The sequence below is a fragment of the Cryomorphaceae bacterium 1068 genome, assembly GCA_027214385.1.
In the GTDB taxonomy this organism is placed as follows: Bacteria; Bacteroidota; Bacteroidia; order Flavobacteriales_D; family Cryomorphaceae; genus JAKVAV01.
Genome location: JAPVXR010000011.1, coordinates 100,848 through 113,494, shown reverse-complemented (window position 1 = coordinate 113,494; position 12,647 = coordinate 100,848). Strand labels below are relative to the sequence as shown.

The following is a 12,647-nucleotide window of genomic DNA, read 5'->3' as shown; positions in this document are numbered from 1 at the left end:
AACAGCTAAAGATAAGGAGTAGAATTCAGGAAAATGTGACCTGAGTTACTTGAGGCAAATAAAGGAGTTAGAAAAGGTCTAATTAAGAGATATCTTTCTCCGTCACGTTTTATAAATGCCCCGCGAGAAAGTGCTCCATCGCCCTGTAAAATTCAAAGCGGTTCTCTTCATTTCTGAAGCCGTGTCCTTCGTTCTCCTTCACCATATACTCCACCTCAACTCCTCGCTTTTTCATTGCTGCCACCATCTGATCGCTTTCATCCACATTTACGCGTGGATCTTTTGCTCCTTGAGCTACGAAAAGAGGTGCTGTGATTTTATCAGCATGAAAAACAGGGGAAGCTGCGCGGAGCATCTCTGCGTCCTTTTCGTCTTCAGGATCGCCCACCATTTCGTACATCATCTTTTTAAACGGCTCCCAATACGGAGGGATAGTTCCCATAAAAGTGAAAAGATTCGACACGCCTACGTAGTCAATTCCACAAGCGTACATGCTGGGTGTAAAGGCCATTCCTGCAAGGGTAGCATACCCGCCATAGCTGGCGCCATAGATAGCCACGCGGTCTTTGTCAGCGATACCTTTTTCTATCAACCAGTTCACACCGTCGGTGATGTCGTCTTGCATCTTCTTTCCCCATTCGCGGAAGGAGGCTTCCCAGAACTTGCGACCAAATCCCGTTGATCCACGGAAGTTCATTTGCAATACAGCGAAACCTCGATTGGCCATCAACTGAATTTCGGGATTGAAGCCCCATGTGTCTCTGGCCCATGGTCCTCCGTGTGGATTGACCACTACGGGCAGGCCTTTAGCCGAATCCATATCGTAGCCTGCCGGCAAAGTAAGGTAACCGTGAATGGTCAATCCATCGCGGCTTTGGTATTTGATTGGCGTCGCCGAAGCCATATGTTTTTCGTCAAGCCAGGGTGCCGTATTGCCAATAAAAGTCAGTTCACCATTCGCCTTATCATATAAACTGTAAGCACCGAGTGACTTGTCGCTATGTGTTCTGATGATAAATTTATCCTCTTCATCATTTCTCGAGACAAAGTAAATTTCCATCTCGGGGAACTCCTTTTGCAACTTCTCGTGCATGGCTTTCCTCTCCTCGTCAAAGAAATGGTATTTGTGCTTGATGCCCGTGTACGAAACGGCGGTGAGCTTTTTCTCTTTTTGGCTAAAGCCCAATCCGCTCACATCGAAGTCAGGATCTTCGTAGAGCACGTTTTCCTCTTTTCCCGTTTTGGGATCGAATACGACGATGGCCGATTTATCTCGGCCCAAATTACTACTTGCGTAAAGTTTCTTGTTGTCAAAAGTGAAAAACTCAGGGCTGAGTGTCTCCTTAAAGCTGGTGGTGAGAATGGTTTCGAAAGACTGATCTTCTGAATCGCGGTAGAGCAAGGAAGTATTCACCCCATCACTGGTCATGGCCACGCGGAGCTTGCCGTCGTGATCGGTCATCCAGCCCGTAATGTTACCAGGATTCTCCATGATCAATTCCAGATTGCCCGTTTTCACATTGAGGCGGTAAGGATCAAAAAGCTGCGGGTTGCGCTTATTCAGCCCCACGATCATGTGTTCCTTGTCTTCTTCCAAATCGTCGATGATTTGGGTTCGCACTCCTTCTATTCTCGTGAGGGGCTTTAGATCACTTCCATCGGGATCTAAAGCTACGAGGTAGAAATTCTCATCCCCGTTGTCATCTTTAAGGTAAACGATTCGTTCTGCACTGGCCCAAAAACAATCTTGGATATCGCGATCCGTTTGGCCGGTAATTCGTTTCGCCTCATCGCTGCCCACTTCTTTCACGAAGATGTTCATCCTGCTCTTCCACGGCGCTAAATACGAGTAGTATTTCCCATCGGGCGAAATCCGAAAGGCGGAAATCTCGGGGTTTTTAAAAAAGTCTTCTACCGGAATCTCGGGAATTACCGAGAGAGCTGAGTTTGTCATTTCTTGGTATCTATTTTTTGAACGGAGGATACTCCGCCATCTTTGAATGCATTTGAGATGAATACCGCCATTATCTTTCCGGCATTTTCACCAATGTTGAGAAGTCAACAAACATGACAATAAATTGATTTGGCTCGGGTTAAAAAATGATAAACGTTGGTTGTACTGAGTCACTCTTCACTTTGAGAAAGGTGAAGGCTCCTCACTAATTCTCATGATTTCCACCTCACTAAACCTGACTCATGATCACTCTAAAACATTATTCTACAACTAAATATACACCAAAGTAATGCACATGCTCTAAACCTAGTCCATTTGCAAATGGAGTCTATGCGTTTAGTTTTGTCCAAAATTCAAAAAAATAAAACATGAAGAACAATTTCATTTGGGCTGTGATGATGCTTTTGTGTGTTGGATTGGTGAGCTGCAATGACGACGATGATGACAACGGGCCTTCTAACCCACCCACAAATACCGGCTTTAGCTTCGTAAGTGGGACTGAAGGTTCCACATTTGACATTACTTATCCCGATGGCACAACAGTGAGTACAGGTGGCACAAGTGTAAATGACGCAGATGGACAACTTTTGGATCTGGATTATTACAGACAGTTTCTGATCAGTACAGATACGGCTACTTTTTTCTTTCGAATCAGTATCCCTCAAGATACTGCTTCCAGTGATGCGGTTAATAAGGATCACACGTTGTTCCCGTTCCGCTTGGACTTACAAGATACCGGAGGCATGACCGAAGTATTCTCAGAGTTCTACTCAATCAGTGGGTCACCTTTCACCGGAAACGCAGAGGGTACCATCAAGATTTCAAGAGACGTGTCAACAGCTGCAGGAGTTTATTCTGTAATTGGAGAAGTTGACGCCACTTTCAATGCATTTACCAGTCAAGAAACCAATGTTGTGGGATTTTTCTGGGCAGAAGAATTCCCTTGGTAGGCATCATTTATAACAACCATTAAATGACCAAAGCTCGAATCGTTTAGTTCGGGCTTTTTTCTTTTTCTTGGTGCGGCAATGAGCCTAATTCATGACATCCGCCAATGCACCATCTGCTGTGAGCACCTTCCGCTCGGGCCCAAACCCATCTTAAGCGGGAGTAGTAAGAGCAAGATTGCCATCGTAAGTCAAGCCCCGGGTAGGATTGCCCATGAGGCGGGTATAGCCTTTATGGATCCTAGTGGGAGAAATCTGAGGAAATGGCTAGGTGTTGATGAAGCTACTTTTTACAACGAAGATCTATTTTCAATAGCGCCAATGGGCTTTTGCTATCCGGGAAAAGGAAAAGGCGGAGACCTGCCTCCACGACCGGAATGCGCAGCGACCTGGCACGATCAATTATTCGATACGCTGGATGGCTTGGAGCTGAAGCTGCTCATTGGCCAATACTCTCAAAAAGCTTACTTGGGCACTAATCGAAAATCGACCCTCACCGAAACGGTCAGAACCTTTAATGACTACCTTCCCGAATTCTTTCCACTCCCCCACCCGTCGCCTCGCAACGGAATATGGATGCGAAAGAATCCTTGGTTTGAAAAAGAGGTCGTGCCCGCATTACAAGAGAAGATAAAAGCTGTCATCAATCACTAATAATTCCTGCAAATTGACACTATGACCACTGCACCCAAAGTTGAACTTATTCGGTTTTTATTGGAAAATACCAACGAGAAAATCAAAGAACTCCAAGTCCAAATCGAAGGCTTGGAGGAATCACGCAATTCAGAATCGAAGAGCACCGCAGGCGATAAACACGCCGTCGGCCGCGCTATGGCTCAAACGGAACTCGACAATCTGAGCAAACGCTTGATTGAATTGAAGGAACAAGCCAACTCCCTCAAACACCTGCCATCGGAAAAATCAGCATTCGTCCAAACAGGGAGTTTGGTAGAAACCACATCGGGCGTTTATTTCATGGCAATGGGCATGGGCAAGGTTGAATTAGATGGCAAGATCTACTTTGTCATCTCCCCTGCATCTCCAATCGGTCAGGCCATGTTAGGAAAAAGAAGAGATGAGAGCGTGGAATTCCGAGGTCAAGAAATCACTCTGATTAGCATATGCTGACTCATTTGTTTGAATGGACTCTCCACATTTCCATCAACCCCTTTCCCTTGACCTCTAACTTGCCTCTTGACTCAAAATGGAAATTCAAATTGTCTTTCACCAAGTCGTAGGTTGTGCGGCTAATGTTCACCTCACCTATTTCTCCGCTACTTTCCATGCGGCTGGCGGTGTTGACGGTATCTCCCCAAATGTCGTACTGAAACTTCTTTAGACCAACAATACCGGCCACTACCGGCCCCGTGTTTATGCCAATTCTTATCTCAAAATAAGGAAGACCATTTTCTATTTTTCTCCTTTTGCCTTCGGCTACAAAATCCCTCATCTCAAAAGCGGCATTAATGATATCGGTGGCATGGGTTTTATTGGGTGTTGGCAATCCGCCAGCCGCCATGTAAGCATCTCCAATCGTCTTTATTTTTTCTATTCCGTACGCCGAAGTAATTCTATCAAAAGCTGAGAAACATTCGTGAAGGTCTTTGACCAATTGCTTTGGACTAACCTTTTCACTCATCGCTGTAAACCCCTTGAAATCAGTAAATATTATAGTGGCCTGATCGAATTCTTTTGCTTCAGCAAAACCATTTACTTTGACTTCTTTCACAACTTCTGCCGGAAGAATATTCAACAACAAATCGTCGCTTTTTTTCTTGGCTGATTTCAGTTCTCGTTTCAGTTCGTGGCGCTCAATGGCATATAGCATCGACCGTATAAATAGCGTAGGGTCGAGCTTGTTTTTAATCAAATAATCCTGCCCACCCATGTTCATGGTTTTAAGAGCCAGTAGTTCGTCATTGGTACTGGTCATCACCACAATGGGAAGATGGTCTGATATTTCAGGTATTCGAGAAACGGTGTTTTCGTGGTCTGAGTCGGGAAGGTTTAAATCCAGCAGAAGAACATCATACGACTTACTACCCAATGCGGAGATACCCGATGCCAAGTCAGTGCATACATCCCACTTGAAATGAGCAGCTTTTGAAGCTTCCATATGATCTTGATAAACCATCGTGATAAACGGGTCATCTTCAATAATCAATATATTTAACTCTCGGCTATCCATAGGTTTTGTAGGAGCAATCTCTTTAGCTTAAGGCCCTTAAAATTTTTTCAATTTTTTGAAACGCCCCATCGTCCTTGATGATGTATTCTACTGCACCCGTCGAAATGGTTTGTAAAGCTTTGCCGTATTGTTCTTGAGATGAATACATGATTACTTTTATGGTTCGATCGTAGGATTTAATTTGCTTCAACACCTCAAGACCATTCATTGCTTCGGGCTGAATTGAATCCAAATTGAAATCCAAGATAATCACATCAGGGGTTTCTTCCTCATCCAAGATTTTTAAAAAATCCTCACCCGTAGGAAATGTTTCTATGAAATACGACGGGTTTTTGGCGAGATGATCTTCCAGCATCATGCTGAGCATCTCGTCATCATCTACAATGCAGATGCGCTTGGTGCGATTGCCCGTAAATTTATTTGCTAAGCCATTCATTTAGTTCGCCTTCAGATTTTTTACATTGATTTAAAATTGTTTGTGCCGCCTCAGGTACAAATGACTGATCAGCTTCTTCTCGCACGGCACTTTCAATATTCCCTGCAATTTCAGCTGCCTTCTTCATCCCCATATAGTTGAGGTGTGGCCTCATGGAGTGCAGTACTTTTACGAGCAATTCATTGTCATTTTGAGCAGTGGCAGCTTCGATCTTCTCCAGATTCCCGGGAAGAAGCTTCAGGTACATACCCACGTACTTTCTCATTCTCGTTTCGTCGCCTTCGGCAAATTCGCGCAAGAATTCCAGATGTGTAACCATACCATTTTGAGGTGCAACAATGGCATTCTCTGATACCTCAGATGGAGTTTCTTTGGCAGGAACCGATTGTTTCTTCACCTCGGTTTTTGGATTCGCACTTTCATAATATTTGGCCAGCGTACCGAGTAGTTCATCGCGTGTAAAAGGCTTGGGAACGAAATCGTCCATTCCCGCATCCAGACATTTATCGATATCGGCTTTGTGCACGCTTGCGGTTAGGGCTATGATTGGGATTTTAGATTTGTCGGAGTCTGCTAATTTTCGAATCGAACGTGTAGAATCCAATCCGTCCATTTCGGGCATTTGAGCATCCATAAGAATCGCATCATACTCATTGGTCGTTGCCATTTCCAGAGCAATCAAGCCATTCTCGGCAATGTCTAGGTGTACATCAGGAATCAACGATTCCAAAGTGTCATTTACCACAATTTGATTGTACTCGTTGTCCTCTGCAATGAGGATTCTCATGCCAGTCAATGAGCTGTAGTCGGACTTTTTATCGCCATCCAAACTCTTAACATCATCCACATCACCCACTTCGTATGGAATTTGCACTGAGAATTCGGATCCTTTCCCTAATTCACTTTTCACTTCTACCTTTCCACCTTGCAGTTCGATCAGTGTTTTTGAGATAGAAAGTCCCAACCCTGTACCACCGTACTTTCTAAACGTACTTGAATCTACTTGCTTAAAGTTGCTGAAGAGCAAGTGCAATTTGTCTTCGGGAATTCCAATTCCTGTATCGATTACTCGGAAAGAGATAAAATGGCTATCCTTGGGCTGATCCACACTTATGGTAATACGTCCTTTTTCGGTGAACTTGATGGCGTTGGAACATAGATTGGTGATAATTTGATTGAGCCTGGTCGGATCGCCTTTTACTACATCGGGTATGTCGGGACTGATGTTTATTTCGAAGTTTAAGCCTTTCTCTTCTGCTTTAAATCGGTTTGTTTCACTCACATTTTCAATGACATCTCTTATGCGAAAAGGGATCCGTTCGATTTCCATTTTACCCGCTTCGAGCTTGCTGAGGTCGAGAATATCGTTGATAATAACCAGTAGATTCTTCGAAGAGGTGTTGATAGCCCTGAGGTACTTCACTTGTTTCTCGTTCATGGGCGTATCGAGAAGGAGATTCGTCATTCCCAAAACGGCGTTCATCGGAGTGCGAATTTCGTGGCTCATGTTTGCCAGGAACTGTTGCTCGTGTTTTTCGCTCTGTTCTGCTCTAATCTTCAAAAGATTGAGTTGCTCGTGAGTGAAAGCGTTTTGCAAAGCCACCGAAAGAAAGCCGAGAAGCTGATCGATGCTGTCCTTGTGGTAATCGTTGAAAGCGTCTTTTCTAAAGCTGATGATAGTAATGGTTCCGCGAACGATTCCATCAATGGAAATGGGAAACGACATCAGACTTTGAGCCATCTCTCCACCTTTCAATTGCAGAGGCGTATCCACAAATCGGCCGTAATCAAGTTCGGCGTCATTCAAGAAAACCACACGGTCATTCTTAAGCACCCAAGTTGCAAAGTGATTATTGTACTCACCCACATGAGGCTTTTCCAGATTGGAGAAAACCGACCATCTTTCCATCTCTTCATTGTACACGCCCAATTCCAATGCGGAAGCATCCATTAAGGAGTTGAGGGTGTGGTGTAGGTGATCGAAGGTGTTTTCAAGTTCGAGCGAAGAAGTGATTTTTTGCCCGAGTTCATTGATGATAAGGGTATTATTGAGTCGTTCTTTTATTGTAGTATCAATGTTTTCATCGACTGCAGGATCACTTGTAGACTTTTCGATCTCCTCTTCTTCCTGTGTTGACTTGATCAGTATTGCAATTTCTCTAGCCCGATCAGGCATTCCAGCTTCATCGGCTATCTGACCTGTAGCGGAGGCCTTCAGGAATTGCAATACAGAGCTCTGCTCTTTCGCTGCCTTTGCTTTGGACACAAAAAAACCAACTGCTATGCCTGCCAAAAGAAATACTACGATGAATACGATAGTCATTTACGGTTTGATTTAAGAAGCTCGCCTATTTTTATGTCTCTAGAGGATACCTCAATACAAGTATGCCACTTGTTAAGCGGAATTACAAAGATTCTTAACAAGTGGCATAGATGGTTTAATAAGTGGGGTAATCTTCGTTTTCCGACGCCACATCCTAAAGATAAATTTGCCTTTCCCTGCTGTTGAACCCCTCAAACCTTATGGCTTGAGTTCAATTCAAAAAAAGTGAAAGCCACCAAAGTGGAGGCTTCCTATTCAAAGTCTTAATGATTTCTGAAAGTGCAGCAAGTGCTGCTTACTTATTGACAATAAATTTGCTCACATAATGAGCTTCTGCCCCTTGGATATCCAAAACATAAATTCCGTTTTCGAGGAAAGACACATCCAAACGCTTCACCTTGCTCATCCTTTCATTGGCTTGATAAACAACACGACCATTCATGTCGAAAATGGACACCTTGGAATTACCTCTTTCAATGGATGGTAAGTCGATGCTAAGTAAGTCGCTAGCTGGATTTGGAAAAACAGAAATTTCCTCGGCATCGTTCCATTCGATAAGCCCCGTAGTGAAATCCAAATTACCCAAGAAAAAATCATTGGTCAGAAACCCAATATTTTCAAGCGTTTCGCCACCTAAGCTTAAGCTTGAGCTATTGTACGTTCCAGCCACCAACAATTGACTCGACGACATCAATCTCAATCTTGAAATAGATTCATTCTCTACATCCCCTATTTGCAGTGCGTAATTGGTGGCCCCATTTTCATCGCATTGGATTAACACCGCATCGGTCGTACCCGTTGCTCCACCCATGTTGGAAAATACATCCGTACCTATGGTTATTTCCGGCGTTGTGAAATTCCCAGCATAAAAGTAGTTTCCATTACCATCTGGAATGATGGTCCCTGAAGGTGTCAATTCAGCAATGAATTCAACGGATGCCAGCTGTCCCTCAAAGTTATATTTTGTCATCAACACTCCATTCTCACTGATTTCTTCTCCGCCAATCGTGATTGGATTATAGACACCCGAAAGGATCATTGCACCACCATCTGCTGCAGGTGCAATAGCTGCGGGGTTCACAAGAAAAGGGTTAGAACCACCAACGGCTTCTCGGCTTAGAAGTATTTCCTCTCCATCTGAATTCAACTTTCCAATCCACCGATCAAAATTGTCACCCACCAATGGGTCGTCGTTTACGACAACTAAGTCACCCAAAAAGAGACTATCCCCTGACCAAGATCCACCGAGAAATATACCATCGTCGCTTGCCACGCTTAAGGTTAAGAGTTGTTCTGTATTGGAACTCCCGAAACTTTTGGCCCAAAGCACATTTCCATCTGAATCAAACTTACTTGTGAAGTGGTCAAAATGATTTCCTATCACTGATAAAATTGTACCATCTAAGTCCAATGTACCTGTAAAAGAACCACCAAGAATAAGATCGTCATTACTATCTATTCCGAGAGAGGGGTTTACCGTTATTAGGAAATCGCTTCCCGATGCACTAAATGTCTTGATCCATACACCGTTTCCATCAGCATCAATTTTACATAAGAACGCAGAGTTTGGCGGGTTTGCGATTACTTCAAACCCGGCAAATGATACCATTAAACCAGGTACAGTAGGTTGAATAATTCCGCAGAGATAGGTATTACCTTCAAAGTCATTTACCAATCCTGAAAAATATGAAAGTTGAGTATTTGGATTGCCCAGATTTATGGACCATACCGTGGTTCCATCTGGACTTAATTTTGAGAGAAAAGCATCTGAACCACTTGGGTTCTCGTTTTCCGAATACTCAAAAGATTGACCTGCGTATGAAAAATCACCTGAATAATTCCCCGCAACAAAAACATTTCCATCCTGATCTTCTGATATCAGTCTAGCCGTTTCACTCTCCGCACCACCCGACTCTGTTACACTTTGCCATTCAGGCGTTTGCGCATCTACCTGCATGGAAAGACTGGAAAGATACAAAGCACTAAATAGACAATAGTTAATTTTTCTCATGATTTTCATTTTTGCTAAATCGGATTATTCTATAATTCCCGATTGATTGATTCGTAAAAAGAAAGGCTTATTCGTTTGACCGAGGAAACGTTGTGAACCAGTGACTAAGTAGCCTCCCCCTGATTCGATTATATCTGCGCCAAGTGTAGCGTATTGCATACGTGGAAAACTCAACCACTGAAGATTCAAGGACGGATCTACTTTGACGATGAGCAATTGGTAATTTGAAGGAATACCCTGATTATCGTTTACTCCGCAGGTGCCAACCATAATGTAGCCGCCGTCACTTGTACTTCGTAATTTCTGAATTATTGCATTGGAAGGATAACCGCTGATTTGCTTTATCGGAGCTTCCACTTCATTGCTATTGACATTCCAAAGCTCAAACTGCGGAGCACGCATAAAAAACTCTTGATCTCTCAAATTAAAAAGTGGCTCATAAAGACTATCGTTTGGATTGCGCAATGAAGACACAAAAACAGGATAACCAATAGGATCAAGGGCAATATTAGATGCAATTTCACCACGGGAGTTTCCTTCGAAAGGACCTGGAAAAGGAATGCTTAAAGATGTGATTGCCCGAGAACTGATAACATCAAGGCTACTACTTAATTTGATAATGCCCATGAACGGGTTCTCCGATCCCACGGTACGTATCATGGTTCCTGCAATAAGAAGATCTCCGTTAGAGTCTTGCTCAATGCTAAATTGCCTCATCCCCCGATTTTCCAGATCGTCCAGATTCTCGTAATTAATGTCTTCAAGAGCAAATAGTTGATCGTCTAATGAGACGACACGCAGAACGGCATTACCATTCTCAGTAATACGGTTTGGGATCACCAAAATAATCCTGCCATCTTGAATTTGAATCGCATCTACGGTGCTTCTTGGACCGTCACTACTCGAAGTGGATAATTGATTGAAAAAACTTGTTGTATGCAATACGGTACCTTCAGAATCCAAAATTACCGCTCCAACCATTTGGGAGTTGCGCTCATTGTCATATCCAACCGCCAGAATGTGTCCATTGCTCAACGAGATGCATTTCCATAGTACGTATACCTCCGGTGGTAATTCTATTACCCATTCCAATGCACTTTGACCGTCATACTTGGCAAGTAGGGAGGGTCTAGTTCCGTAATTCCCTGGATTCCCTTCATCTTCCTGCCCCACACAGCCCATAAAAACTGAACCATCAGGAAGTGTTAATATGGTTCTTGCCAAATAATCTGTACTGGTATCAAGCAATTTGATAGAAGAGAAACTCCGACTTGAATCGGAATCTTTGGAACATCCCCAAGTAATCAAAGCGAATAGGCAAATCAATATTTTCAACCCGCTCATTTGTTGGTAATTAAAATGAGCCGCACCTCATTGTTAATACTCGCTTGAACTCCGAAAATCAAAGTATTCCCATTCGACAGCAATGCAATAGCGGTAAAAGTATTCGACAAAGACCGGTTGACATACTTCATATCTTCAATTCTTCCAAAAGCATCAATAGTATAGACATAACCGAAATTTGGAATTTCGTAATTGATGGGGACATTGATTTCGTTAGGAAGAACAGTCCCTTCAATGCTAGCAATAGGGTTTATAATTCCGACAAAACAGTTTTCATTTGTTTGCACAATACCTTTTCCGATACCGGGATGTGCACCACCGGCGGCATTTGAGTCGGATAAATCAAAGAAAATGCTGTCGACCACAGCCCCCGTTTCATCTAAGATAAATCCCTTCGACCGCCGATCTGCCATAAATTCATTTGGTGGTACCATAATATACATGGTTTGCTCATTGGCTAAGGGGATCAATTCCCTTCCAAGTATTGCTTCGTAGCTGAAAGGGTAAAAGAAATCCGTAGACAAAGTGCTGTGGTTCTGAGCCCAAACTAGCTTACCACTAGATGAAATTTTAAGCAGGTAAAATTGGTTATTACCTGTTCCTGAAGTCACCGAATAATAGCCACCCAACATATAAAAACCATCTTGCTCGACAGCTCCGGTTATACCCATATTACCACCCGTGTCGATAAAATAAGTCTTAGAAAATATAACATCTCCTTCTTTGGAGTACTTCGTATAATAAGCCCTTGTATTGCCCGTTCCTACGCGTATACTTCCTGTGACAAGGTACCCGCCATCACTGGTCACAAATGCGTTTAGGATGCTTATAAAACTAACTCCACTAGAAAAAGCTGATAGGAAATCAGGATTGTCATAGACCACTTCTCCCTGTAGATCTATTTTAAAGAGTCTGCGGTGAGAAAAAAATACAAATGTGCCATCCGTATCGTATAAGCCTTCTTCTATAGCGAGTGATTCTTCTGACGCAATTAGCCCGGTTTCTTCACTGATGTTCTTGGTCCAAAGTTCTGCGCCTTCATTTGTCATCAATTTAGCAATGTATTGAGATTCGACATCGCTAAACAGTAAAATATAGACGCCATTTCCAGCAACTACGGTATGTGAATTTGCCACATTCCAATCCCCTAGAATCTTGACTTGAGAAATCTCTTGAATTCCATCAGATGGATCATCACTCTTCTGGCAACCGCTGAAAAGAAGGCTTACAGAAAGAAAAAAGAAGACTTTGTATGTGCTATTCAGCATTTATCATTCCTGTTAGTCTCAGATCGTGTTGAACTTAGTGCTAGCTTTATTCACCACACGATGATACAAGCATTCCACAGAGCAAACAAATATTCCTTAATAAGTGCTAGGATTCCTTTTACAAGTGGAAAATTCGCAAGAGCTGAACCCATTAAAACGAATAAAGCGGAGAGACA

General features: G+C 43.1%; 10 protein-coding genes. 3 read left to right on the top strand and 7 right to left on the bottom strand.

From position 1 onward, the window contains the following. Positions 1–109 precede the first annotated feature (109 nt). Positions 110–1,954: a S9 family peptidase gene (locus O3Q51_13580; protein ID MCZ4409846.1), complete on the bottom strand. Its 1,845-nt coding sequence runs from the start codon at positions 1,952–1,954 to the stop codon at positions 110–112. Between the two features lie 368 nt (positions 1,955–2,322). Between O3Q51_13580 and O3Q51_13575 the strand changes: the two genes are divergently transcribed. From O3Q51_13575 to O3Q51_13565, 3 genes are all read left to right on the top strand, one after another. Continuing rightward, positions 2,323–2,904: a hypothetical protein gene (locus tag O3Q51_13575; protein MCZ4409845.1), complete on the top strand. Its 582-nt coding sequence runs from the start codon at positions 2,323–2,325 to the stop codon at positions 2,902–2,904. Positions 2,905–2,982: 78 nt separating this feature from the next. After that, positions 2,983–3,555 carry a uracil-DNA glycosylase family protein gene (locus O3Q51_13570; GenBank protein ID MCZ4409844.1) on the top strand — a complete coding sequence of 191 codons (573 nt, stop codon included), beginning with the start codon at positions 2,983–2,985 and terminating at the stop codon, positions 3,553–3,555. A 21-nt stretch (positions 3,556–3,576) separates the two neighbouring features. Next, complete coding sequence (locus O3Q51_13565; GenBank protein MCZ4409843.1) at positions 3,577–4,029, top strand: GreA/GreB family elongation factor; 453 nt, start codon at positions 3,577–3,579, stop codon at positions 4,027–4,029. Between the two features lies 1 nt (position 4,030). On the opposite strand, the gene O3Q51_13560 is transcribed toward O3Q51_13565, so the two are convergent. From O3Q51_13560 to O3Q51_13535, 6 genes are all read right to left on the bottom strand, one after another. After that, complete coding sequence (locus O3Q51_13560) at positions 4,031–5,089, bottom strand: response regulator (GenBank protein MCZ4409842.1); 1,059 nt, start codon at positions 5,087–5,089, stop codon at positions 4,031–4,033. Positions 5,090–5,111: 22 nt separating this feature from the next. After that, positions 5,112–5,525 carry a response regulator gene (locus tag O3Q51_13555; GenBank protein MCZ4409841.1) on the bottom strand — a complete coding sequence of 138 codons (414 nt, stop codon included), beginning with the start codon at positions 5,523–5,525 and terminating at the stop codon, positions 5,112–5,114. Then, on the bottom strand, positions 5,506–7,848 hold the full coding sequence (locus O3Q51_13550) for an ATP-binding protein (protein MCZ4409840.1): 2,343 nt from the start codon (positions 7,846–7,848) through the stop codon (positions 5,506–5,508). The genes O3Q51_13555 and O3Q51_13550 overlap by 20 nt, the downstream gene beginning before the upstream one ends. A 295-nt stretch (positions 7,849–8,143) precedes the next feature. Continuing rightward, on the bottom strand, positions 8,144–9,859 hold the full coding sequence (locus O3Q51_13545) for a T9SS type A sorting domain-containing protein (protein MCZ4409839.1): 1,716 nt from the start codon (positions 9,857–9,859) through the stop codon (positions 8,144–8,146). 24 nt (positions 9,860–9,883) lie between these two features. Then, positions 9,884–11,203 (bottom strand): hypothetical protein, encoded by a 1,320-nt coding sequence (locus tag O3Q51_13540; protein MCZ4409838.1) that lies wholly within the window; start codon positions 11,201–11,203, stop codon positions 9,884–9,886. Then, the gene (locus tag O3Q51_13535; protein MCZ4409837.1) at positions 11,200–12,471 is read right to left on the bottom strand and encodes a hypothetical protein; all 1,272 of its coding nucleotides are present in this window, start codon (positions 12,469–12,471) and stop codon (positions 11,200–11,202) included. Before O3Q51_13535 ends, O3Q51_13540 begins: the two co-directional genes overlap by 4 nt. Between the last annotated feature and the right edge of the window lie 176 nt (positions 12,472–12,647).